General features: G+C 72.0%; 23 protein-coding genes. 10 read left to right on the forward strand and 13 right to left on the reverse strand.

The features are described from left to right. Positions 1-11: 11 nt before the first annotated feature. Positions 12-371, reverse strand: a complete 360-nt coding sequence (locus ACFY1T_RS03945) for an NADH-quinone oxidoreductase subunit A (RefSeq protein WP_030028256.1) — start codon at positions 369-371, stop codon at positions 12-14. Positions 372-1,128: 757 nt separating this feature from the next. Between ACFY1T_RS03945 and ACFY1T_RS03950 the strand changes: the two genes are divergently transcribed. Together ACFY1T_RS03950 and ACFY1T_RS03955 are read left to right on the forward strand one after the other, a co-directional pair. Beyond that, positions 1,129-1,968, forward strand: a complete 840-nt coding sequence (locus tag ACFY1T_RS03950; protein ID WP_390786812.1) for a C40 family peptidase — start codon at positions 1,129-1,131, stop codon at positions 1,966-1,968. Positions 1,969-2,184: 216 nt separating this feature from the next. Next, a complete protein-coding gene (locus ACFY1T_RS03955; RefSeq protein WP_030864671.1) occupies positions 2,185-2,490 on the forward strand; it encodes a DUF3995 domain-containing protein in 306 nt (101 codons plus the stop codon). 12 nt (positions 2,491-2,502) lie between these two features. Here ACFY1T_RS03955 and ACFY1T_RS03960 read toward each other — a convergent pair whose 3' ends face one another. Next, a complete protein-coding gene (locus tag ACFY1T_RS03960) occupies positions 2,503-3,786 on the reverse strand; it encodes a geranylgeranyl reductase family protein (RefSeq protein ID WP_030162011.1) in 1,284 nt (427 codons plus the stop codon). 97 nt (positions 3,787-3,883) lie between these two features. On the opposite strand from ACFY1T_RS03960, the gene ACFY1T_RS03965 reads away from it, so the two are divergent. Beyond that, complete coding sequence (locus tag ACFY1T_RS03965) at positions 3,884-4,420, forward strand: GNAT family N-acetyltransferase (protein WP_390786813.1); 537 nt, start codon at positions 3,884-3,886, stop codon at positions 4,418-4,420. A 102-nt stretch (positions 4,421-4,522) separates the two neighbouring features. On the opposite strand, the gene ACFY1T_RS03970 is transcribed toward ACFY1T_RS03965, so the two are convergent. Next, a complete protein-coding gene (locus ACFY1T_RS03970) occupies positions 4,523-5,434 on the reverse strand; it encodes a glutaminase (RefSeq protein WP_390786814.1) in 912 nt (303 codons plus the stop codon). A 6-nt stretch (positions 5,435-5,440) separates the two neighbouring features. Beyond that, a complete protein-coding gene (locus ACFY1T_RS03975; protein WP_390786815.1) occupies positions 5,441-6,136 on the reverse strand; it encodes a demethylmenaquinone methyltransferase in 696 nt (231 codons plus the stop codon). Between the two features lie 198 nt (positions 6,137-6,334). Here ACFY1T_RS03975 and ACFY1T_RS03980 point away from each other — a divergent pair, with 198 nt between their 5' ends. Both ACFY1T_RS03980 and ACFY1T_RS03985 read left to right on the forward strand, forming a co-directional pair. Continuing rightward, positions 6,335-7,249, forward strand: a complete 915-nt coding sequence (locus ACFY1T_RS03980; RefSeq protein WP_390786816.1) for a DUF3152 domain-containing protein — start codon at positions 6,335-6,337, stop codon at positions 7,247-7,249. Between the two features lie 69 nt (positions 7,250-7,318). Further along, positions 7,319-7,627, forward strand: coding sequence for a response regulator transcription factor (locus tag ACFY1T_RS03985; protein WP_390786817.1), 309 nt, complete (start codon positions 7,319-7,321; stop codon positions 7,625-7,627). On the opposite strand, the gene ACFY1T_RS03990 is transcribed toward ACFY1T_RS03985, so the two are convergent. The 4 genes from ACFY1T_RS03990 to ACFY1T_RS04005 all read right to left on the reverse strand — a co-directional run bounded on the left by ACFY1T_RS03990 (position 7,593) and on the right by ACFY1T_RS04005 (position 12,432). Next, entirely contained in the window at positions 7,593-8,237 is a 645-nt protein-coding gene (locus tag ACFY1T_RS03990; protein WP_390786818.1) for a hypothetical protein, read from the reverse strand. The two genes, ACFY1T_RS03985 and ACFY1T_RS03990, sit on opposite strands and share 35 nt — an antisense overlap. Before the next feature lie 7 nt (positions 8,238-8,244). Beyond that, entirely contained in the window at positions 8,245-9,444 is a 1,200-nt protein-coding gene (gene mqnC / locus ACFY1T_RS03995; RefSeq protein ID WP_390786819.1) for a cyclic dehypoxanthinyl futalosine synthase, read from the reverse strand. Positions 9,445-9,516: 72 nt separating this feature from the next. Further along, complete coding sequence (locus ACFY1T_RS04000; RefSeq protein WP_390786820.1) at positions 9,517-11,313, reverse strand: protein kinase; 1,797 nt, start codon at positions 11,311-11,313, stop codon at positions 9,517-9,519. Between the two features lie 255 nt (positions 11,314-11,568). Beyond that, the gene (locus ACFY1T_RS04005; RefSeq protein WP_030864652.1) at positions 11,569-12,432 is read right to left on the reverse strand and encodes a menaquinone biosynthetic enzyme MqnA/MqnD family protein; all 864 of its coding nucleotides are present in this window, start codon (positions 12,430-12,432) and stop codon (positions 11,569-11,571) included. 237 nt (positions 12,433-12,669) lie between these two features. Between ACFY1T_RS04005 and ACFY1T_RS04010 the strand changes: the two genes are divergently transcribed. Beyond that, positions 12,670-12,873 (forward strand): cold-shock protein, encoded by a 204-nt coding sequence (locus ACFY1T_RS04010; protein WP_030162033.1) that lies wholly within the window; start codon positions 12,670-12,672, stop codon positions 12,871-12,873. Between the two features lie 197 nt (positions 12,874-13,070). Here ACFY1T_RS04010 and ACFY1T_RS04015 read toward each other — a convergent pair whose 3' ends face one another. Continuing rightward, entirely contained in the window at positions 13,071-14,747 is a 1,677-nt protein-coding gene (locus tag ACFY1T_RS04015) for a hypothetical protein (protein ID WP_390786821.1), read from the reverse strand. A 328-nt stretch (positions 14,748-15,075) separates the two neighbouring features. Between ACFY1T_RS04015 and ACFY1T_RS04020 the strand changes: the two genes are divergently transcribed. Further along, entirely contained in the window at positions 15,076-15,552 is a 477-nt protein-coding gene (locus ACFY1T_RS04020; RefSeq protein ID WP_390786822.1) for an SRPBCC domain-containing protein, read from the forward strand. A gap of 10 nt (positions 15,553-15,562) precedes the next feature. Here the strand turns inward: ACFY1T_RS04020 and ACFY1T_RS04025 are convergent, their stop codons facing one another. After that, positions 15,563-16,423, reverse strand: coding sequence for a GyrI-like domain-containing protein (locus ACFY1T_RS04025; RefSeq protein ID WP_390786823.1), 861 nt, complete (start codon positions 16,421-16,423; stop codon positions 15,563-15,565). Positions 16,424-16,622: 199 nt separating this feature from the next. On the opposite strand from ACFY1T_RS04025, the gene ACFY1T_RS04030 reads away from it, so the two are divergent. Continuing rightward, positions 16,623-17,096 carry a carboxymuconolactone decarboxylase family protein gene (locus tag ACFY1T_RS04030; RefSeq protein ID WP_390786824.1) on the forward strand — a complete coding sequence of 158 codons (474 nt, stop codon included), beginning with the start codon at positions 16,623-16,625 and terminating at the stop codon, positions 17,094-17,096. 119 nt (positions 17,097-17,215) lie between these two features. Beyond that, positions 17,216-17,926 (forward strand): hypothetical protein, encoded by a 711-nt coding sequence (locus tag ACFY1T_RS04035; RefSeq protein ID WP_390786825.1) that lies wholly within the window; start codon positions 17,216-17,218, stop codon positions 17,924-17,926. A gap of 3 nt (positions 17,927-17,929) precedes the next feature. On the opposite strand, the gene ACFY1T_RS04040 is transcribed toward ACFY1T_RS04035, so the two are convergent. Both ACFY1T_RS04040 and ACFY1T_RS04045 read right to left on the reverse strand, forming a co-directional pair. Continuing rightward, the gene (locus tag ACFY1T_RS04040; RefSeq protein WP_390786826.1) at positions 17,930-18,637 is read right to left on the reverse strand and encodes an alpha/beta fold hydrolase; all 708 of its coding nucleotides are present in this window, start codon (positions 18,635-18,637) and stop codon (positions 17,930-17,932) included. Between the two features lie 40 nt (positions 18,638-18,677). Beyond that, positions 18,678-20,411, reverse strand: a complete 1,734-nt coding sequence (locus ACFY1T_RS04045; RefSeq protein WP_390786827.1) for an AMP-dependent synthetase/ligase — start codon at positions 20,409-20,411, stop codon at positions 18,678-18,680. Positions 20,412-20,540: 129 nt separating this feature from the next. Here ACFY1T_RS04045 and ACFY1T_RS04050 point away from each other — a divergent pair, with 129 nt between their 5' ends. After that, on the forward strand, positions 20,541-21,554 hold the full coding sequence (locus ACFY1T_RS04050) for an AraC family transcriptional regulator (protein WP_390786828.1): 1,014 nt from the start codon (positions 20,541-20,543) through the stop codon (positions 21,552-21,554). On the opposite strand, the gene ACFY1T_RS04055 is transcribed toward ACFY1T_RS04050, so the two are convergent. Continuing rightward, positions 21,551-22,207, reverse strand: coding sequence for a calcium-binding protein (locus tag ACFY1T_RS04055; RefSeq protein WP_390786829.1), 657 nt, complete (start codon positions 22,205-22,207; stop codon positions 21,551-21,553). The genes ACFY1T_RS04050 and ACFY1T_RS04055 overlap by 4 nt on opposite strands. Between the last annotated feature and the right edge of the window lie 78 nt (positions 22,208-22,285).

The raw sequence follows: 22,285 nt of genomic DNA on the forward strand, positions 1-22,285 counted from the left end.
AATTCAGCCCCTCAGTCCCATTCCAGACCGCCGCGGCGCCACACGTAGGCGTAGGCGACGAAGACGGTGAGCACGAAGAGCAGCATCTCGACGAGCCCGAAGATCCCCAGGGAGTCGAAGGTGACCGCCCAGGGGTAGAGGAAGACAACTTCGATGTCGAAGACGATGAAGAGCATCGCCGTCAGGTAGTACTTGATGGGGAAGCGGCCGCCGCCGGCCGGCGTGGGCGTCGGCTCGATGCCGCACTCGTACGCCTCGAGCTTCGCCCGGTTGTACCGTTTTGGGCCGATCAGCGTGGCCATGACCACGGAGAAGATCGCAAACCCTGCGCCGAGGGCGCCGAGCACGAGGATGGGCGCGTACGCATTCACGCTCCTCGCTCCTTCCAGTCGTCCTTGACCGTTGGACCGCCGTGCCGGCCGCCTCGCGAAGATCGTCCAACTCGACGGGATCTCATGTGAGGCAGTTCACAAGCCGGACTGGTGCGCATCTTATGCCCGCTCCTCTGTGATCTGCGACACGGGTAACAACACCGAGTTTGTGATCTCCACCACCTGACGAACGATCATCAAGACCGATAGGTGGTGATCTTCATACGCGAAGCATCCACATGATCACCAAAGGTGACATCCGGCCGCGTTACCGCAGGTAGAAGGCCGATGTCCCTATCAAATGATGTCGAGTGCAGGCAAATTTGCGGGATCAAGCCTTGCACGGTAAAGGAAATCGCCGTCGCCCGGCCGGGGGAGCTCCGAGGACGGGAGTGGACGGGTGCCCGGCGCGTGCGCGCGTTCACGAGCGCCGGCGCCCACCGCACGGGAAGTTCACGGACGGATCACGGACGGGCCACAGCGCCCTCACAGTGAGACGATTCTGTGACCTGCGCCACACCGAATTCTTGGTTCCGAAACGGGGCTTGGCCATCTGTCCGCAGTGATGGTAGGTCGTGGATCAATTCGGACTTATTGCGGAAACCCCTTGATCACAGCCTTGTGACGGCGTGTCCGATACGTCCGTTACGGCGTCAATAAGACGCGCGACGCGCCCGGTTAGCCCGGTTCGCGGACAACTGTGGCGCAGACCACGTTTCTTGATGGGAACCCGGACCCCCTGATAGCGGTTGTCCTCATGTCCCACACCGCTCACATACCCAGCCACCGGAAGCCCCGTCGCAGCGCCTCGAAGCTCGCGGTCCGCGCCGGAGTTGCCGGTGGCGTCCTCAGCACCCTGGCGATGGCCGGCACGGCGAGCGCGTCCCCGTCCGAGCCCGTGACCGAGACGACGCTCGAAATGCCGGTCCTGAACCTGGATCTGGCCGCCGACGTCTCCTCCGCCGTCACCACCGCCGCCGAGAACACGGCCGCCGCCGCCGTCACCGGTGAGCTGCGCACGCAGGAGGAGCAGGCCCGCACCGGCGCCGCCGCCGAGGCCAAGAAGGCCAAGGAAGACGCCCAGAAGGCCGACGCCGAGAAGAAGGCGAAGGAGGAGGCGGACCGCAAGGCCGACGCCGAGCGCGCCACCCGCAGCTCCTCCCGCAACACGCTCCAGAACGCCTCCGCGTCGGACTCGGGCTCCGACCTGGGCTCGGGCACCGTCACCGCCCCCGCGACCGGCTCCGCCGCCGCGATCGTCAACTACGCCCGCGCGCAGGTCGGCAAGGCGTACGTCACCGGCGGCACCGGCGCGAACGGCTCGTTCGACTGCTCCGGCCTCGTCCAGGCCGCCTACCGCCAGGCCGGCATCTCCCTGCCGCGCGTGTCGCAGGACCAGTCCACGAAGGGCCGTTCGGTCTCCCTGAGCGCCCTGCAGCCCGGCGACATCCTGTACTGGGGCCCCAGCGGCAGCGCCTACCACGTCGCCATCTACGTCGGCGGCGGCAAGTTCGTGGGCGCCCAGAACTCCGGCACGGGCGTCGTCGAGCGCTCGCTGAGCTACGACCCGCCGACGGGCGCCCGCCGCGTCCTCTGAGGACCCCGAGGTCTCCCGAGGCGCCCTGAGGCTCCCCAGGGGCTCCTGAGCCCCTCTCAGCGCGCCCCGGCACGTCCCGGCGCGTCCCGCAGCACGGCCCGAGGGCCGGCACTCCCCCGCTCGGGGGCGGAGTGCCGGCCCTTTCCGCGTTCGCCGGCACCCTGAGAGGATGGGGTGGGCAGCACCCGATTCAGGCCAGGAGGTGGCGGACCCGTGATGACCGACGCGTACGAGGAACAGGGCGACGACGCCGACCCCACCCCCGTCCCCGCCGCCACCGGGCTCTTCCTGCTCGCCGTCGGCGGCTGGCTCCTGAACACCACCCGCCCCTGGCACAAACCCGGACATCCCGTCATCCTGGGGCTCGGCTGGGCCGTTGCCCTCACGCTGCTGCTCTGGGGCGCCGTACTGGTCGCCCGCTGCGTACGGACGGTCCACGCCCCGCGGCAGCGGCCGGCGTACGGGGGCGGAACGGACGAAGCGGGCCGAACCGGTGGAACACCGGCCCGACCCGCTCCCTGAGACCCCGGAACATCAGGCCTTGGGGGCCACCTTCGAGAGGCCGTTGATGATGCGGTCCATCGCGTCGCCGCCCGCCGGGTCCGTCAGGTTGGCCAGCATCTTCAGCGTGAACCGCATGAGCACCGGGTGCGTCAGGCCGCGCTGCGCGGCGACCTTCATGACCTTCGGGTTGCCGATCAGCTTCACGAAGGCGCGGCCCAGCGAGTAGTAGCCGCCGTACGTCTCCTTGAGCACCTTCGGGTAGCTGTGCAGCGCCAGCTCGCGCTGGGCCGGGGTGGCCCGGGCGTGCGCCTGCACGATGACGTCGGCCGCGATCTGCCCGGATTCCATCGCATACGCGATGCCCTCGCCGTTGAACGGGTTGACGAGGCCGCCCGCGTCCCCGACGAGCAGCAGGCCCTTGGTGTAGTGCGGCTGCCGGTTGAAGGCCATCGGCAGGGCCGCGCCGCGGATCGGCTGCGTCATGTTCTCGGGGGTGTAGCCCCAGTCCTCCGGCATGGACGCGCACCAGGCCTTGAGGACCTCGCGCCAGTCCAGCTCCCGGAAGGCGGAGGAGGAGTTGAGGATGCCGAGGCCGACGTTGGACGTGCCGTCGCCCATGCCGAAGATCCAGCCGTAGCCGGGCAGCAGCCGGTCCTGCGCGCCGCGCCGGTCCCACAGCTCCAGCCAGGACTCGAGGTAGTCGTCGTCGTGCCGGGGCGAGGTGAAGTACGTACGGACGGCGACGCCCATCGGGCGGTCCTCGCGCCGGTGCAGGCCCATCGCGAGCGAGAGCCGCGAGGAGTTGCCGTCGGCGGCGACCACGAGCGGGGCGCTGAAGGTGACCGGGGTCTTCTCCTCGCCCAGCTTCGCCTGCACGCCGGTGATGTGGCCGGTGCGCGGATCGCGGACGGGCTCGCCGACGTTGCAGCGCTCGTACAGGCGGGCGCCGGCCTTCTGGGCCTGGCGGGCCAGGGTCTCGTCGAAGTCGTCGCGCTTGCGGACGAGTCCGTAGTCCGGGAAGGAGGCGAGTTCCGGCCAGTCCAGCTGGAGGCGCTGGCCGCCGCCGATGATCCGCAGGCCCTTGTTGCGGAGCCAGCCGGCCTCTTCGGAGACGTCGATGCCCATCGCCACCAGCTGCTTGGTGGCGCGCGGGGTCAGTCCGTCGCCGCAGACCTTCTCGCGCGGGAACGCCGTCTTCTCCAGGAGCAGGACGTCGAGTCCGGCCTTGGCGAGGTAGTAGGCGGTGGTCGAGCCGGCGGGCCCGGCCCCGACGACGATCACGTCCGCGGAGTGTTCGGAGAGGGGCTCGGTCACTGCGGGGTCTCCCGAAGGCTCGATAAGGGGTGCCCAACGGCACGGGACATGTGCAGTCTATGCAGCGAGAGAGATCACGAACCGAAGGGCTGCCCCGATGACCGCTTCGCCCACCTCGCCCGCCTCGCTCCCGACCGTCCGGCTGCGCGTGCCGACCGACGAGGACGCCCGGGCCTGGCACGAGCTCTTCGACGACCCCGACGTCATGGAGTTCCTCGGCGGCCCAGCCGAGCTGTCCCTGTACGAGGAGTTCACGGCGCGCCAGCGGATGCACGACGCGCAGCTCGGCTTCTGCCTGTGGACGCTGCTGGACGCCGACGGCGCGGTCATCGGTTTCACGGGCGCCCAGCCGTGGCCGCAGGAGAAGGCGTGGGGGCCGGTCGGCGAGATCGAGATCGGCTGGCGCCTGGGCCGCTCCGCGTGGGGCAAGGGCTACGCGTACGCGGCGGCCCTGGCGACGCTGGAGCGCGTACGGGCGGCGGGGCTCGGGCAGGTGGTGGCGATGATCAACGACGAGAACCGCCGCTCGATCGCGGTCGCGGAACGCCTGGGCATGACCCTGGCGGACCGCTTCCTGCTCCCGGGCGGCCGCAGTTACGGCCGCCGCTACGAGCTCGTACTGGCCGCGGGGTAGCCCCGGCGCGCACGGAGATCCGCTCCCGGCCGGCGGACGGAGTCCGGCGCAGCGCCGCGAAGCCGGTGAGGCCCGCCGGGGCCGAGCCGTGCGAGCGGCGCGTCAGAAGACGGACAGGCCGGTCAGGGTCGTGAAGCGGTCCAGGGCGGCCACGCCCGCGACGGAGTTGCCGTGCGGGTCGAGGCCCGGTGACCAGACGGCCAGCGTGCACACGCCCGGGACGACCGCCACGATCCCGCCGCCCACGCCGCTCTTGCCGGGGAGGCCGACGCGGTACGCGAACTCGCCTGCCGCGTCGTACGTCCCACAGGTCAGCATCACCGCGTTGACCTGCTTCGCCTCGCTCCGGGTCAGCAGCCGCGACCCGTCCGTCCGCAGCCCGTGCCGGGCCAGGAAGCGCGCCGCCCGCGCCAGATCGGCGCAGCTCATCTCGATCGAGCACTGCCAGAAGTAGTGGTCCAGCAGCGTCGGCACGGGGTTGTCGATGTTCCCGTACGAGGCCATGAAGTGCGCCAGCGCGGCGTTGCGGTCGCCGTGCTCGTGCTCCGAGGCCGCCACCTCCGCGTCGAAGCCCAGCTCCGGGTTCCCGCTCTCCTCCCGGAGGAACTTCAGCAGCTCGCTGCTCGCGTCGCCCGTCAGCGTCTGCAGCCGGTCCGTGACCACCAGCGCGCCCGCGTTGATGAACGGATTGCGCGGAATGCCGTTCTCGTACTCCAGCTGCACCAGCGAGTTGAACGGGTTGCCCGACGGCTCCCGGCCGACCCGCTCCCACAGGCTGTCGCCGCCCTCGGCCAGCGCCAGGGCCAGGGCGAACACCTTCGTGATCGACTGGGCCGAGAACGGGACCTGCCAGTCCCCCACCCCGTACACGTTCCCGGCGAGATCGGCGACGGCCATCCCGAACTGTCCCGGGTCCACCGACGCGAGCGCCGGGATGTACTCGGCGGGCGTGCCGCGGCCCACCAGGGGGGCGACGTCCGCCGCTATCTGCTCCAGGAGGGGCTGGTAGTCCACGGCCCGCTACGCCGTCTTGACGCCGCGGTGCAGCGCCACGATGCCGCCGCTCAGGTTCCGCCAGGCCACCTTCGACCAGCCGGCCTTCTGCAGCAGGCCGGCCAGCGCCGGCTGGTCCGGCCACTCCCGGATCGACTCGGCGAGGTACACGTACGCGTCCGGGTTGGAGGAGACCGCGCGGGCCACGGGCGGCAGGGCGCGCATCAGGTACTCCGTGTACACCGTCCGGAAGGGGCCCCAGGTGGGCTGCGAGAACTCGCAGATCACGACCTGTCCGCCCGGCTTGGTCACCCGGTACAGCTCCCGCAGCCCCGCGTCCGTGTCCTGTACGTTGCGCAGCCCGAAGGAGATCGTCACCGTGTCGAAGACGTCGTCCTTGAACGGCAGCTTCGTCGCGTCGCCCGCGGTCATGGGCAGCCAGGAGTGCCGCTTCTTGCCCTCGCGGAGCATCCCGAGCGAGAAGTCGCAGGGGACGACGTACGCGCCCGTCGCGGCGAACGGCAGCGAGGAGGTCGCGGTCCCGGCGGCCAGGTCCAGCACCTTGTGCCCGGGGCGCGCGCCGACCGCCTTGGCGACCTCCTTGCGCCACAGACGGGCCTGCCCGAGGGAGAGGACGTCGTTGGTGAGATCGTAGTTCGCCGCCACACCGTCGAACATGGAGGCGACTTCGTGCGGCTGCTTGTCCAGGGAAGCGCGGGTCACTGGCGTTGGCCCCTCAGGTGCGGTGCGGTACGGGTGGGCTGATACCGGGCCATTCTCGCAGGCGGCGCCGGGCACCACCGCCGGGGGCACAACTGGCCCGATGGACAGTTACGCGGGGCACGCGCGTCCGCGTTGACTGGCGTCATGGCCTGAACAAGGCCTACCGAAACACGATATTCACGAACAAAGGGCTCCACGATGCCGGCAGGCCATCCCACCGGTCACGGTCGAAGTACCCGTCTCGGCGCCCGGGCGCAGCGGCGGGCCGAGCGGCGCAAGCGGCTCCACCGCACGCTCCTCGGAACGGCCGCGGTGGCCGCCCTCGCGGCGACCGCGTACGCGGTCGTGCCGCTGGACGACGCCTCCTCCGCCTCCGACTCCGTGGCCGCGCCGCCCCCGGGTGCCTCCGGTGCCGCCTCCGGCACGCCCGCCGGGGATCCCGCCGCCTCGACCGCGCCCCCTTCGGCCTCCGCCGGGTCCGCCGCATCCGGGGAACCCTCCGCCGACGCCTCCAAGCCCGGCGGCGGACCGACCGCGGGCAAGACCCCCCAGTCCGGCCCGGGCACCTTCGCGGCCTCCTCCCGCTCGGGGCAGCCGCAGGGCAAGGGGCCCGCCCGCAAGTGGCGGATCGAGGTCGAGGAGGGCAGCGGGGTCGACGCGAACGCCGCCGCGCAGTCGGTGGAGAAGATCCTCGGGGACCCGCGCGGCTGGATCAAGGACCCGGCGTACGGCTTCCAGCTCGTCGGCGCCGGCCAGCCGGTGGACTTCACCGTGAAGATCGCCACACCCACGACCACCGACCGGCTGTGCGAGGTGGAAACCCCCGAGCTCATCGGCGAGACGAACTGCCGGGCCGGCCACACCGTCGTCGTGAACCTCAAGCGCTGGCTGGAAGGATCACCGCAGTTCAAGGGGGCCGTGGAGGAGTACCGCGCGCTGATCGTCAACCACGAGGTGGGTCACGAGATAGGCCGCGACCACGAGACCTGCCCGGGCCCCGGAAAGCCCGCTCCGGCGATGATGCAGCAGATCAAGGGGCTGCTCGGCTGCACGGCGAATGCCTGGCCGTTCGACGGAAATGGAACCTACCTGTCAGGACCACCCGTCCCATAGGGCAGAGAGATCCGACGGGCCGGACGAGTTGACCACTCGGTCCCCGGCCGGGGGCGAGGAGTGGAAACCGTGCGCGTCGTCAGCTTCAGCGTCCCCGTCTGGTTTCCGCCCCGCGGCGAACAGGAGGTACGGCCGCGGGCCCGGCTCACCGAGCAGGAGTCGGCCGTGTTCCTGTGCCTGGCGACCGGCGCCTCGAACGCGGAGCTCGCGGGCGAGCTGCAACTGTCCGTCAGCACCGTCAAGTTCCACGTCCACAACATACGGGCGAAGCTGGGCGGCATCAGCCGCCTCCAGGCCTGCCTCCTGGCCGCCCTGGCCCGTGAGTCCGCGGGGCCCAAGCCCCTCAGCGGCGGCGGTGGAGCAGGCGGCCGCCGGTGACCGTGGCCACGCAGGTGGTCGCGCCCTGCGCGAGGAGCTCCGCCGGACCGGCCACGGCGAACACCGCGAAGCGGGCCGGGGCGCCCTCGTCGAGTACCCCGTGGAAGGCCTCCTCGGCCGACGCGCGGCCGGCGAAGGGGTCCAGTGACGGGGTCCCGGCGGCGGGCGCCGGCGGCAGGAGCGTCAGCCCCGAGCGGACCACCGCCGTGCGGACCGCCGGGACCGTGAGCTTCCCGGCCACCGCCACCACCCCGCGGGCCAGCAGCTTCTGCGTGGCCCGGCGGGCGCTGTTGCCCCAGCGGGACTCGGTCAGACCGAGGGCGTCGAGCGCCTCGGCGCCGCCGATCGGGTCGGACCCGAGCTCGGCGGTCTCGTACGGGTCGTCGGGGTAGTACGTCCGCTCCAGCAGCACGTCGGCGCCGCGCACCAGCAGCCCCGGGGTGAGCACCCCGGGCCAGCGCCGGACCCGCGCGTGCGGCCGGGCCGCGGCGAGCTCCTCGTACGGGCCCACCCGGGCGATCCGGTCGCCCTCGACCAGGACCGCCCCGGCGGGCAGCGGCGTGCGGCCGGGCCCGGACAGGAGGACGTCGGCGGTGTGAAGCGTCAGCACGGGCGCGTCAGTTCGTGGAGATGAGCTTCAGCTCGGGGTGCGCCGTACCGCCCTCGATCGCCGTCGACGAGATGTGCGAGACCACGCGGTCGTCGACCGGGTCGTTCGCCGGGTCGTCGTGCACGAGGAGGTGCTCGTACGTCGTGGCGCGCTGGGCCGGGACACGGCCCGCCTTGCGGATCAGGTCGATGATCTCCTGGCGGTTCGAGCGGTGCTTCGCGCCCGCCGAGGAGACGACGTTCTCCTCCAGCATGATCGAGCCGAGGTCGTCCGCTCCGTAGTGCAGCGAGAGCTGGCCCGCCTCCTTGCCCACGGTCAGCCAGGAGCCCTGGATGTGGGCGATGTTGTCGAGGAAGAGCCGCGCGATCGCGATCATGCGCAGGTACTCGAAGACCGTCGCCTGGGTCCGGCCCTTGAGGTGGTTGTTCTCGGGCTGGTACGTGTACGGGATGAAGGCGCGGAAGCCGCCCGTGCGGTCCTGCGTGTCCCGGATCATCGCGATGTGCTCGATGCGCTCGGCGTTGGTCTCGCCGGTGCCCATCAGCATGGTGGAGGTGGACTCCACGCCCAGCTCGTGGGCGATCTCCATGATCTCCAGCCAGCGCTCGCCGGATTCCTTCAGCGGGGCGATCGCCTTGCGCGGCCGCGCCGGCAGGAGTTCGGCGCCGGCGCCCGCGAAGGAGTCGAGGCCGGCCGCGTGGATCCGCTTGATGGCCTCCTCCGCCGAGACGCCGGAGATGCGGGCCATGTGGTCGACCTCGGACGCGCCGAGGGAGTGGATGACCAGCTGCGGGAAGGCCTTCTTGATCGCGGAGAAGTGCTCCTCGTAGTACTCCACGCCGTAGTCCGGGTGGTGTCCGCCCTGGAACATGATCTGCGTGCCGCCGAGCTCGACGGTCTCCGCGCAGCGGCGCAGGATGTCGTCGAGGTCGCGGGACCAGCCCTTCTTGGTGTCCTTCGGGGCCGCGTAGAAGGCGCAGAACTTGCACGCCGTGACGCACACGTTCGTGTAGTTGATGTTGCGCTCGATGATGTACGTCGCGATGTGCTCGGTGCCGGCGTAACGGCGGCGGCGCGCCGCGTCGGCGGCCTGTCCGAGCGCGTGCAGCGGGGCGTTCCGGTAGAGGTCGAGCGCCTCTTCCCTGGTGATCCGGCCCCCTGCGGCGGCGCGGTCGAGGACAGACTGGAGAGCGGCCTGGTCGGTCACCGGTGCGTCACCTTTCGGCGGTGTCAAGAGGTACGGACCGATCCAGCCTACGCCAGGGCCCGTCGACGGATTTCAGGGGATGCGGGTCAGGTCGCCTTCGGGGTTTCCGGCCGGACCGTCGCCCGACTTGTAGTGGAGCGTCCCGTCGGCGTTGAGCGTGAAGCGCTCGTCGGCGGAGCCGTTGGAGCAGATGCCGGGTGCCGGGTTGGGGCCGCCCGCGGTGTCCAGGACGAGGGAGCGGTCGGTGGCGGAGGCCAGCTTCCAGTCGCCGCTGCAGTCGGTGCCGAAGACCGGGAGGATCGACTTGTCCCGGGCGACGACCTCGCCGACCTTGCCGGCCTTGATGGTGATCTCGAACTCGCTGGGGACCCCCGCGCGGGCGGTGGTGACCGTCCCCTTCCAGGTGCCGGTGAGCTCCTTGGGGACGTCGCCCCGGGTGCCGGCGGACCCCGTCGAGGGCTTGGTCGTCGAGGGCGTGCCGGACGGGGTGCCCGAGGGGGTGGCCGACTCCTTCGGGGCCGGGGTGCCGGAGGCCGTCGTCGACGGGGGCCGGGCGGCGGTGTCGCCCGAGGCGTGCTCGCCGGCGTCGCCGGTGCCGGGGAGCAGCCCCAGCCCGTACAGGCCGCCGCCGGACAGCACGGCCAGGACGGCCGTCGCCGCGAGCACCAGCGAGCAGCTGAAGCGCCGCCCGGCCGCGCTGAAGCTGACCTGGCGCGCCTGGTCGGGGGAGGTCCGCGGCTGCGGCACCCCGCCCCCGGCGGTCTCGGTGGGGCGGTGCGCCGCATCCGTGGGCGGCGGCCCGTAGGGCCCGTAGGAGGGGCTCGCCCCGCCGGCGCCGGAGGCGGCGCCGCTCCCGTACGAGGGGTCCGGCGCTCCGAAACCGACCGCGGGGCCCCCGTACGAGGAGGCCGTGAACGGCACCGGCCCCGAAGGGGATTCGGGGAAGGGCACCGGCCCGGATCCCTGCGCGGGGCCCGGCGGAGCGGCCTCCAGGTCCAGCAGGGCCATCGCCGCGCGGCTGGCCTCCTCCACGACCGGTGCGGGGAGCCAGCCGCGGGCGCGCAGCGCGTCGGCGAACGCCTCCGCGATCGCGGCCGGGGCGGGCCGGTCGGCGGCCGCCTTGGCCAGGCAGGCCGCGATCAGCTCGCGCAGCGGGCCGGCCGGGACCGCGTCGAGGTCCGGCGGCTCGTGGACCACCTTGTAGAGGAGGGTCGCCGAGTTGTCCCCGGTGAACGGGGGCTGCCCGGTCGCCGCGAAGGCGAGGACGGCGCCGAGGGAGAAGACGTCGGCCGCCCCGGTGACCCCCTTGCCCAGGATCTGCTCGGGGGACATGTAGCCGGGAGAGCCGACGGAGACGCCGGTGGAGGTCAGCGAGGCCGTCCCGTCGGTGGCCCGGGCGATCCCGAAGTCGATGAGCCGGGGGCCGTCGAGGGTCAGCATCACGTTCGACGGCTTCACGTCCCGGTGGACGAGGCCGAGCCCGTGCACGGCCGTCAACGCCCGGGCCAGGCCCTCGCCGACGGCGCGTACGGAGGCCTCGGGAAGGGGTCCGTGGGCGGCCACGGCGCCGCCGAGCGAGGGGCCCGCCACGTACCCGGTGGCCACCCAGGGCACGGCAGCCTCCGGGTCGGCGTCCAGTACGGGCGCGGTCCACTCGCCCCCGACGCGGCGCGCGGCCTCGACCTCGCGGCGGAAGCGGGCACGGAACTCCTCGTCGGAGGCGAAGTGCGGGTGCACGATCTTGACGGCGACGGTCCGGCCGCCTGCGCTGCGGCCGAGGTAGACCCGTCCCATGCCACCCGAGCCGAGCCGGCCGAGCAGCCGGTACGCGCCGATGGTCCGCGGTTCGCCGGCTTCGAGCGGCTGCATCGCGTCCCCCTCCCCCGTCGGTCCCCTGAGCACTGCGCACTGAGTACTGAGCTCTGATCGCCGGTCGAGGACCGGCCAACAGAACCTTAGGGGCCTCATCCCCCCGCCGGGCGGGGGTCCACCCCCTCCGTCCCTATTCCCGGCCTCTGACGGGAATGCGAAAAGAGGGGGAATTCCCGGGAAACGGCATTTCCGCCCGGCAGGGCCCTGTGCGGAACCCCCGCTACCGCCCGGTAAAACGATCACCCGAAGTAATCAACAGCGCGCGGCGTCGCCGTTCAGCAGCTCCACCGCGACATCCGCGGCATAGCCGGTACTCGGTCCCGTCCGACGGGCGAATTCCCTTACACCGGCCAACTGTTCGGGCCCGAAGCGGAAGTCGAGCGTCGTGAAGTAGCGCTCCAGGAGTTCGGCGTCGAAGGCCTCCCAGCGCGCCGCCTGCTCGGCGACCTTGGTGACCTCCTCCAGGGAGAGGTCACGGGAGTCGAGGAAGGCCTCGTGCACCTTCCGTACGACGGCGGGCTCGCGGGCGAGGTAGTCCTTGCGGGCGGCCCAGACGGCGAAGACGAACGGCAGTCCGGTCCACTCCTTCCACATCAGCCCCAGATCGTGGACGTGGAGGCCGAGCCGGGGCGCGTCGTGCAGCGAGGCGCGCAGCGCGGCGTCCCCGATCAGCACCGCCGCGTCCGCCTCCTGCATCATCAGGCCCAGGTCGGGCGGGCAGGTGTAGTAGTCCGGCCGTACCCCGTACCGCTCGGAAAGCAGCAGCTGGGCGAGGCGTACGGACGTACGGGAGGTCGAACCGAGGGCGACCCGCGCACCGTCCAGCTGCTCCAGCGGCACCTGCGAGACGATCACGCAGGACATGACCGGGCCGTCGCAGCCGACCGCGAGATCGGGGAACGCGACGAGCTGGTCGGCGTTGCGGAGGAACTCCACGAGGGTGATCGGACCCATGTCGAGCTCCCCCTGGACGAGCCGCTCACTGAGCTTCTCGGGGGTGTCCTTGGTCAGCTCCAGGTCCAGCAGCGTGCCGGTTCTGGCCAGTCCCCAGTAGAGCGGGAGGCAGTTCAGGAACTGAATGTGGCCGACGCGGGGCCGGCTGCGATAGACGTCCACATCGCGAGACTAGCCCCCGGGTCTCCGTCAGCCTTCGGGCGGGCCTCAAACGTCCGGGTGACGTGATCTTTCCCTCTGGTCTCCGCCACAGGGTGCGTGCTAGGCTCGTCGCAAGTTGCAGTTTGGTTTCCCTTGCAGTACGAGGCCTGCGGAGAATGTGACCCGCAGGCTTTTGTAGTTTTCAGACTTCTTAGCAGGTTCTGGAGCAGGGCGACCCTTTGGCCCATAGGAGGGCTCATGGCTACCGGAACCGTGAAGTGGTTCAACGCTGAAAAGGGCTTCGGCTTCATCGCCCAGGACGGCGGCGGCCCGGATGTCTTCGTCCACTACTCCGCGATCAACGCCTCTGGCTTCCGCTCCCTCGAGGAGAACCAGATGGTGAACTTCGACGTCACGCAGGGTCCGAAGGGCCCGCAGGCGGAGAACGTCACCCCGGCCTAGTCGCCTGGGCCAACCTAATCGCGGTTGGATAAGCAGTACCCAAGGAGCCCTGCCTCCTCCGTGCGAGCGGAGGTCGCGGGGCTCCTGCCTTTTGCCTCCCCGGAGGGGGTGGAGGGCCGGGTGGAAGCGGACCGCCCCCGGCCACCGTCGAGACGGTGGCCGGGGGCGGTCCGTGTGCGCCGGGGGGACCGGGCCGCTTACGCGGCCGGCGCCGGGGCCGCCGTGATCTTCAGGTCCAGGACCAGGACCACGTTGTCCTTCGTGATCAGGCGCAGGTGGTACGTGCCCGGGGCGACGTCCGTGGTGAACAGCTCGGGCAGCGCGATCTTGCCGTCGGCGCCGGTCGGGGCCAGGAGCAGGCTCGTCACCTTGGCGCCGTCCTTGTCCTTGAACCAGGGGCCCTTGGACTTGGCCGGGTCCACGGGGACCCACGCGCCGCCTTCGTTCTTCTCGACGAGTCCGGCCGTGACCTGCGTGCCCTCCGCGGCCTTGCCCTGCGCCGTTGCCGTGACCTCCAGGCCCTTGAGGCTCTTGCCCGCCTCGACCTCCAGCGGCTTGTCCGCACCGGCGTCGGTCCGGGCCAGCTTGTCCGCGACCGGGGCCGGCTTCGCGGTGACCGTGCCCGTGAAGCTCACCGTCAGCTGCGCCTCGGTGTTGTAGGCCGCCACCCGCAGGGTGAAGCCGCCCGCCTTGGCGCCGGCCTTGAGGCCGGGCAGGGCGGCGATGCCCTCGGAGTCCGTCTCGACCACGAGGAAGGTCTTGCCCTCGGCGCCGATGAAGGAGCCCGTGCTGTCGTCCTTGAGCTCGAACAGGATGGGCTTCGCGGCGGCCGGCTTGCCGTCGCTGAGCACCGCCTTGATCCGCGGGACCGCCGTGAACGCGGAACCGGCCTCGGCCTTGAGCTCCGCACTGCCGAGCAGTTCCAGCTTGGCCAGGGTCGGCGTCGGCGTGGGCTTCTGCGGCTCCTGCGGCTTCGACGGCGTGGGAGTCGGGGTCGGGGTCGGGGTGGGCTTGGGCTTCGGCGTGGGAGCCGGGGTCCGGGTCGGAGTCGGCTTCGGCGTGGGAAGCGTCGTCGTGGGCGGCGTCGGGAAGCTCCCGGCCGGCGGGTTCGGCACCCCGGCGACACCGTTCTGGTACTGGTGCATGTACCCGAGCACCGTGTTCACGTACTCGCGCGAGTTGTTGTAGCTGAGGATCGCCCGGTCGAGCTGCGCCTGGTCCGAGAGGTTCCGGTCGCCCGCGCACAGGTAGAGGCCCGCACCCAGCGCCGCGTCGTAGATGTTGTTCGGGTCGCGCTTGGAGTCGCCGTTGCCGTCCGCGCCCCAGGTCGCCCAGGTGGACGGGATGAACTGGAGCGGGCCGACGGCGCGGTCGTAGACGGCGTCCCCGTCGAACTCGCCCTTGTCGGTGTCCTTGATCTCGGCGAAGCCGTTGCCGTCGAGGCGCGGGCCGCGGATCGGCTTCTCCGTGTAGCCGTCGTTCTTGAGCCCGTAGCCGGAGGCGTGGACGGACTCCACCCGGCCGATGCCGGCGAGCAGCTGCCAGGGCAGCTTGCAGCCGGGCAGCGCGGCGGCCACGGAGAGCTCGGCACGCTTGTACGCGTCGAGGGCGGTCGCGGGTATCCCGCTGGCCCCCTCGCCGGCGCCCGCCCCCGCGGTGGGCGGTACGGCGGGGTCGGCGAGCGGGTCGGGCAGATCGAGGCGGGCATCGCCGCGGTCGGTGGCCTGGGGGCTGTCCGGAGTGGGCTCGGACTCGCCCGCGTCGGCGGTGGACGTGTTGGTCACCACCGCGGCGGTCGTCAGGCTCGCCGCGAGCGCGGCCGTGCACAGGACCTTGCGCGAGGTGTTGACTAGGTGACGGTGAAGCGGCTTCACAGTTCGGCGATCCCCCCAAGGCGGCCGACAAGGTATACGACGGCGGGTCGAGCCGTGGATATCCACTGTCTATCAGGTATTCGGACCCGACTCACCGGCGCCCCGGCAGATATGACACACCATTCGTCTCGGCTTCACCGGCTCCTCACGACCGTTCGCACAAAGGACGTTGACCCCCACCGGAAAGGCCCCAAAGACCTACGATATGACCGCCCTTGCCTCCTTAGGGTGGTTTCATGGCGACCAGCACACCACCGGGAAGGCCTGAGGGGGGACGGGCGGTGCGCCCCGGACGGATCCGGCTCGGCCGGTCCTACGGTGGGATGCCATGACCACCATCGAGCCGGTCCGCGTCCCCGATCTGTCGGACCGCCCCCATCAGCTGACCGTCGAGCGGTCGATGATCGCCACCGAACACCCCCTGTACGCGGGGTGGACCGAGGAGTTCGACCGCTGGTTCGCGGCTCCCGGCTCGGTCCTGATGCGGGCCGAGGTGAACGCGCCGTTCTTCTTCGAGACCGAGTTCGCCCCGGAGCCGGAGGGCCCGCGGACCAGACACCCCCACTACGGGCGCTTCCTGCGCCTGGTCCCGAACCGGCTGGTGGAGCTGACCTGGGTGACGGGCCGGGGCGGCACGGAGGGTGCCGAAACGGTGGTCACGGTCGAACTCCTCCCGCACCCGATCGGCACCCACGTCCGGCTGACGCACGCGGGGTTCCCCGACGAAGCCGCCCGGGACCGGCACGTGGTGGCCTGGGAGCAGGTGCTGGTGCAGCAGGACGAGGCGCTGACCGGGGAGGAGTGAGGGACTGCGGTCAGCGGTGCTCGGGCTCGACCGGGAGCCAGAGTTCGGCCTCGACCTCGGCCCCGTCCGACGGGCGGACGCGGAGGATCTCCGGCCCCGGCCGGCTGCGGTACGCGTTCGACGGGAACCATTCGGTGAACACGTCGCGCCACAGCTCCTGGACGGCCCGCGGCATCGGGCCGGAGGTGGTGAAGACCGCCCAGGTGCCGGACGGGACGGCCAGGGCCGTCGTGTCCTGCGGGGGCGTGGAGGTGACCACGGCGTGGTAGTAGTCCAGTTCGGTGCCCTCGGCCCGGCTGGGGTCCAGGTCGTCGCAGACGGCGACGATGCCGTGCGGCTCCTGGTCCGAGAGCTTCTCCAGGCGCTCCAGTGTCCGCGGGTCGATCCGGCGGACGAAGTCCATGATCGCCTGGTTCGGGCCGGCGTGCACCAGGGGCACCCGGGCCCTGGGCCCGGCGACGGTGAAGGCCGGCTTGTCCACGATGCGGTAGCGCATGCTGCTGCTCCCTTCGACGGTGAGGCGGAAGGACATCCGGGACTGGGAGCTGAGCTCGGCGCCGGTGCGGCGGGCCTCGCCGGGTCCGATGCCGTGCATGGCACGGAACGCCCGCGCGAACGCCTCGCCCGAGCCGTATCCGTAGCGCACCGCGATGTCCAGCAACGTCGCGTTCCCCGCCAGCACTTCGGCGCCCGCGAGGGTGAGCCGACGGCGCCGTACGTACTGCGACAGCGGCATGCCCGCCAGCGCCGAGAACATCCGGCGCAGGTGGTACTCCGAAGTGGCCGCGATGCGGGCCAGCTCGTCCGCGTCGATCGCCTGGTCGAGATGGCGCTCGATGTGCTCCATGGCCTGGTTCAGCCGGTCCAGCATGTCCGGTGTCCTTCCTCTTTACGCCCACCACGCTAGGCAGCACCCACCCTGCCGGACCCGACATCCTGTGCCCGGTCCGGTCGGGTCGGGCACGGGACGAGACGCGTGCGGGGTCCGGCCGTGTCTGCGGGGCGGCGCGTCCGTTGGGGCTGTTGCGTCAGTGCTGCGCAACGGTCCACACGGCAAGGAGATCAGGACGATGGACGCCCGGCTCGACTTCTTCGGCAACGCCCTCGCCGCCAAGTTCGCGCGGTACATCAACTCGGCGAACAAGGTCATCGCGGATTCGACCCTGCCGCACGCCACGCAGGAGCTGGTGAAGCTGCGGGCCAGCCAGATCAACGGCTGCGGCTTCTGTACCGACATGCACTACAAGGACGCCGTGCACGCCGGGGAGGACGCGGTGCGGCTCAATCTGGTCGCGGCCTGGCGTGAGGCCACGATGTTCACCGACGCCGAACGGGCGGCCCTGGAGCTCGCGGAGCAGGGCACGCGCATCGCCGACGCGGCCGGAGGGGTCACGGACGAGGCCTGGGCCGAAGCCTCCAAGCACTACGACGAGGACCAGCTGGCGGCCCTGGTCTCCCTCATCGCCCTGATCAACGCCTACAACCGGATGAACGTGCTCGTCCGGCAGCCGGCCGGCGGCTACCAGCCGGGCCAGTTCGGCTGATCCCGGACCCGGACGGGTACCCGGCCGCTCTTGCGGCGGAACCGCTGCGTCCTGCGTCCGGAGCGCCGCACACTCGACGAAGGGTCCGTCGCGTCGCCTTCCCACCCCGTGGAGCAGCCGTGGAGTCTTCGGAAATACCGGTCACGATCACCCCGCAGCAGGCCGCCCACGGGGTGATCCTGAGCGTGCCGCTGCCGACCGGCCATGCCCGGCTGCGCATTCCCCCCTCCCGGGACGGGGACCTCGTACGGGCCCGGGTCGGGCAGGACGAGGTGCTCGTACGGATCCGGGTCGCCGGGGCGCCCGCGCCGCCGGCGGCCGTGTCGAACGCGCGGGGATGCCTGGTGGCGCTGGCCGTCTCCGTCGCCCTCGTGGTGGGGGTGGTCCTGCTGAACGGCGGGGACGACGACGGCGACGGCGGGGCCTCCCCGGCGCCCGCCCCCTCGTACGGCTCCCCCACCCCCTCGTACGGCTCCCCCACCCGCTCGCCGGTCCCCGTTCCGCCGCCCGCGGGCACGGAGACCGACGCCCTCGCCCCGCCCTCCGAGGAGCCGGCCCCCACCCCGTTCGACCGGGGGACCTGCCTGAACGGGCAGCTCCCCGACTCGACCACCGCGCAGCGGGTCGACGGGGTCAAGGAGGTCTCCTGCTCGGCGTCCGACGCGCACTACAAGGTGATCGAGCGCATCCCGCTGACCTCCGACCTGAACCGCTGCAACGACAATCCGAAGACCCGGTACGCGTTCTCGTACCGCTACAGCCGGGGCGGCATCACGATCAACGAGTACGTGTACTGCCTCGTCGGCCTCGGCTCGTACGCCCGCGACTGATCCCTACCCGGCCGTTCCCGCCGCTCCCGCCGCTCCCGCCGCTCCCGCCAGGATCAGCGCCAGTTCCGCCGGCTGCGAGAACATCGGCCAGTGGCCCGTGTTCATGCGGACCAGGGTCCAGTGCCCGCTCTCCACGAGCTCGGAGACGACCGGGCCCGGGTCCTCGCCGTCCAGCAGGCATTTGACGTACGTCGCCGGGAGCCCGGAGAGGGGGGCCTTCAGCTCGGCCGGTTCCGTCAGGGTGGCGCCCGGGTGGGGGGTCGCGCCCGTCACGAAGCGGGTGATCTGTTCCCCGGTGAGGCCCTGCCCCTCGCAGTCGTCGGCGGTCAGCGGCGGCCAGAAGCCGCCGTGGGCGGCGATCTCGGCCTCCACCGGCCAGCCGTCCGAGAACGACCGTCCGTCCACCGGGACGTTGGCGTCCACGAACACCGCCCGCGTCAGCCGGTCGCCGATGCGCTCGGCGGCCTGGCCGACCGGGATGCCCGAGTAGCTGTGGCCGACGAGCACCACGTCACGCAGGTCGAGGCGCTCCACCTCGGCCACGATGTCCCGCACGTGCGTCTGCTGTCCGGCGGGTACGCCGCTGCGTTCGGCCAGGCCGGACAGCGTCAGCGGGTGGACCTCGTGCCCCGCCGCGCGCAGCGGTGCGGCCACCTCCTCCCATGCCCACGAGCCGAGCCATGCGCCTGCCACCAGTACGTAGTTCGCCATGGCGGCACCGTAGCCCGGCCCACTGACAACGCCCGCGGTCTCAGTCCCCGTACAGTGCGCCGATCTCCGCCGCGTAGCGCTGGGCCACCGCCGTGCGGCGCAGCTTCAGGGTCGGGGTCAGGGTGCCCGCCTCGACCGTGAAGTCCTCGGGCAGGACCTGGAAGGCGCGGATGCGGGCCGGGCGGGAGACCGTGGCGTTGGCCGCCGAGACGGCCTCCTCGACCAGGGCGCGGACCGCGGGGTGGGCGGCCGCGGCCGGCAGGGCCAGGTCGAGGCCCTCGCGCCGCGCCCAGGACGCGATCTCCTCCGCGTCCAGGGTGATCAGGGCGACCGGGTGGGGCCGGCGGTCACCGATGAGGACCGCCCGCGAGACGTACCGGGAGCGCTGGACGGCGAATTCGACCTCCGTCGGCGTGATGTTCTTGCCCGCCGAGGTGATGATCAGCTCCTTCTTGCGCCCGATGATCGACAGGAACCCCTCGTCGTCAAGTTCCCCCAGGTCCCCGGTGCGCAGCCAGCCCTGCCCGTCCAGCACCTGCGCCGTGGCGGCCGGGTTCGCGTGGTAGCCGGGGAAGACCATCGGTCCGCGGACCAGGATCTCGCCGTCCTGCGCGATGCGGACCTCGCAGCCCGCGATGGGCTTGCCGACCGTGCCGTGGCGGGTGGCCTCCGCGTGGTTCATGCTGATCAGCCCGGCGGTCTCGGTCATGCCGTAGCCCTCGTAGATGGTGATCCCGCAGGCCCGCAGGAAGTCCATGGTCGCGGGGGCGATCGGCGCCGCGCCGGTCACCGCCTGGTTCAGCCGGCCCCCGAAGGCGCCCCTGACCAGCGAGTACAGGTTCTTCTCCGCCTCCTCCCAGGCCGGCCGGTCGGACTCGGGCAGCCGCCCTTCCGCCGCGAGCACCCCGATCCGCACCGCCTCCCGGAAGCGCTGCGCGCCGCCCTCCTGGGCTTCGGCCATCGACAGCACCACCGAGTGCACCTTCTCGAACAGCCGGGGCACGGAGGGGAGATGCGTGGGCCGCGCCTCGGCCAGCTCGGACAGCACGTCCTCGATCCGGCCGCCGAAGTAGCACAGCTCCCCGCCCTCCAGCAGGGTCGTGAACTGGATCAGCTGGGCCAGTACGTGCGCCAGCGGCAGGTACAGGTACGTGGAGTCGCCCGGCCCTCCGTGGATCAGCGGGCGCGTCGCGTCCTGGATGGCGCCCATGTTGCCGTGCGTGAGGCGGCAGCCCTTCGGCAGGCCCGTCGTCCCCGAGGTGTAGATGATCGACGCATCGGCGGCCGGGGTCACCCGCCGGGCCCGCTCCAGGAGTTCCGCCTCCGGGGCCGCGTCGAGGTCCGGCAGCGCGTCCATCCCCACGACGGCGCGCAGCGCCGGCAGCTTCGCCCGCAGCGCCTCCACCCGCTCCGCCTGCGCCGCGTCGTCGCAGACGACGGCCACCGCCTCCGCGTCCGCGAGGACCCAGGCCAGCTCCTCCTCCCCCGCCGTCGGATAGACCGGGACGAGGACGGCGCCGGCCGCCAGGATCCCGAAGTGGGTGTACGTCCACGCCGGCCGGGTCTCGGCCAGGACCGCCACCCGCTCGCCGGGCCCGACCCCCAGCCCGATCAGCGCCCGGCCGGTCCGCCGTACGCGCTCGCGCAGTTCGGCGTACGTGACGGTGGTCCAGCCGCCGTCCGGGGCCCGGTGGCGCAGTGCGCTCTCGCCGCCGTACCGCTCCCCCGTCCACTCCGTGAACACCGCCAGCGTCTCCGGTCGCACAGCGTCCATCGCGTTCGCCTCCCTGGGGTCCGTCCGACGTACGTCGGACCGACGCTAGAGCGCCAACCCCCGCGCGCGACATGACCGGAAGCGTCATGCCCCCTGACCGCAGCGCTCATCCGGGCTACCGTCGGAGCCATGGGGAGGCGGACGATCACCGTGCACCATGTGCGCGCCCTGCTCGCCGGGGCGGCGCGCGGCGGCATCGACACCGTGCCGCTGCTCCAGGAGGCGCAGATCCCGCCGCTGCTGCTCGGCGACGACCGGGCGCGGATCACCCCGGCGCAGTTCGCCCGGCTCTTCCGGGCGCTCTACCGGACCACGCAGGACGAGTTCCTCGGCCTGTCGGGGGTGCCGAGCCGCCCGGGCACGTTCGCGATGATGTGTCACGCCTCGCTGGGCTGCCGGGACCTCGGGGCGGCGGTGGAGCGCGCCGCGACCTTCTACGGCCTGTTCCCGGGCGGCCCGGAGCTGGTGCTGGAGGTCGTCGGCGCGGAGGCCCGTTTCACGGTGCGCAACGATTTCGCGCGGGACGAGGAGCGGTTCCTGACCGAGTGCGTGCTCGCCATCTGGCACCGGCTGAGCAGCTGGCTGGTCGGGCGGCGCATCCCGCTGGCGTACGCGGCGTTCGCGTACCCCGCGCCGCCGCACGAGGCGGAGTACGAGATCCTCTTCGACTGCCCGGTCCGCTTCGGGTCGCAGCGTACGGGGGCCGCGTTCGATGCGCACTGGCTGGCCGCACCGCTCGTACGGGACGAGGCGGAGCTGGACGCGATGCTGCGGCGGGCCCCCTTCGACCTGCTGTCGCGGCCGGAGTACGGGACGACGGTCGCGGAGCAGGTCCGCCGGGCCCTGGCGGGGCAGCTGCGGACCTCGCCACGGCTGCCGGCGCTGGGGGAGGTGGCGGCGCGCCTCGCGGTGTCCCCGGCGACGCTGCGGCGCCGGCTCCAGCAGGAGGGCACGTCGTTCCAGCAGCTGAAGGACCACGTACGGCGGGACGCGGCGATCGCGGGGCTGGCGGAGAGCGGCGAGCCGATCGCGGAGCTGGCGGCCCGCCTCGGCTTCTCGCAGGACACGGCCTTCCACCGCGCGTTCCGCCGCTGGACGGGCACGACGCCGGGGGCGTACAGGATCGCGTCGCACATTACCTAGGGGATGTTGACGGTCGTCTCGCAGCGGACGGCCACGTTGGCGGTGCCGCCCTGGCCGTCGCAGAAGTCGGTGTCCGTTCCGCCGTCGAGGAAGTCGTCGGCGGGTCCGGCGAAGATCGAGTCGTCACCGGCCTGCCCGCTGAGCCGGTCCCGGCCGCCCGCGGTGCCGGCGGTCGCGTCCCCGTCGAAGTTGGAGTTGTCGCCGAAGAGGGTGTCGTCGCCGCCCCCGGCGTCGATCGTGTCGTTCCCGGCTGTGGTGAACGAGTCGCCGACCATGTCGTCGTCGCCGTCGCCCCCGCGCAGTTCGTCGTTGCCGCCGCCGGTGGCGCTGCCGGCGGCGGCGGCCGTGTCACCGCGCAGGGCGTCGTCGCCGGAGCCGCCGTCGAGCCGGTCGTTGCCGAGGCCGCCGACGAGCCGGTCGTCGCCGCCGAGCCCGCAGATGCGGTCGTTGCCGCCGAGCCCGTTGACGGCGTCGGCTCCCGCGGAGCCGACGATGACGTCGTCGCCGGGCGTGCCGGTGAGGGTGCCGCTGCCGGTGATGGTGGCGGGGACCCCGAAACAGGTCACGGGCGCGGCGGCGGCTGCGGCGACCGGCATCCCGAGGGCGAACAGCGCGGCGGTGACGACACCGGCCGTGACGATGGGGCGAGCCATGCGGGTCCTCCGAAAGACGGTCGGCAGCTGCATCGCCACCCCTCCCACCCACCCCCACCCCGCAAGCGGGCGCTGGCC

Origin of the sequence: Streptomyces sp. NPDC001194, from assembly GCF_042896985.1 — a bacterium.
Taxonomy (GTDB): Bacteria; Actinomycetota; Actinomycetes; order Streptomycetales; family Streptomycetaceae; genus Streptomyces.

Excerpts from the sequence above, each read along its gene's own strand:
- ACFY1T_RS03950 (WP_390786812.1), top strand. The coding sequence starts at position 1,129 with ATGTCCCACACCGCTCACATACCCAGCCACCGGAAGCCCCGTCGCAGC.
- ACFY1T_RS03955 (WP_030864671.1), top strand. The coding sequence starts at position 2,185 with ATGACCGACGCGTACGAGGAACAGGGCGACGACGCCGACCCCACCCCC.
- ACFY1T_RS03965 (WP_390786813.1), top strand. The coding sequence starts at position 3,884 with ATGACCGCTTCGCCCACCTCGCCCGCCTCGCTCCCGACCGTCCGGCTG.
- ACFY1T_RS03980 (WP_390786816.1), top strand. The coding sequence starts at position 6,335 with ATGCCGGCAGGCCATCCCACCGGTCACGGTCGAAGTACCCGTCTCGGC.
- ACFY1T_RS04000 (WP_390786820.1), bottom strand. The coding sequence starts at position 11,313 with ATGCAGCCGCTCGAAGCCGGCGAACCGCGGACCATCGGCGCGTACCGG.
- ACFY1T_RS04010 (WP_030162033.1), top strand. The coding sequence starts at position 12,670 with ATGGCTACCGGAACCGTGAAGTGGTTCAACGCTGAAAAGGGCTTCGGC.
- ACFY1T_RS04020 (WP_390786822.1), top strand. The coding sequence starts at position 15,076 with ATGACCACCATCGAGCCGGTCCGCGTCCCCGATCTGTCGGACCGCCCC.
- ACFY1T_RS04025 (WP_390786823.1), bottom strand. The coding sequence starts at position 16,423 with ATGCTGGACCGGCTGAACCAGGCCATGGAGCACATCGAGCGCCATCTC.
- ACFY1T_RS04030 (WP_390786824.1), top strand. The coding sequence starts at position 16,623 with ATGGACGCCCGGCTCGACTTCTTCGGCAACGCCCTCGCCGCCAAGTTC.
- ACFY1T_RS04040 (WP_390786826.1), bottom strand. The coding sequence starts at position 18,637 with ATGGCGAACTACGTACTGGTGGCAGGCGCATGGCTCGGCTCGTGGGCA.
- ACFY1T_RS04045 (WP_390786827.1), bottom strand. The coding sequence starts at position 20,411 with ATGGACGCTGTGCGACCGGAGACGCTGGCGGTGTTCACGGAGTGGACG.
- ACFY1T_RS04050 (WP_390786828.1), top strand. The coding sequence starts at position 20,541 with ATGGGGAGGCGGACGATCACCGTGCACCATGTGCGCGCCCTGCTCGCC.
- ACFY1T_RS04055 (WP_390786829.1), bottom strand. The coding sequence starts at position 22,207 with ATGGCTCGCCCCATCGTCACGGCCGGTGTCGTCACCGCCGCGCTGTTC.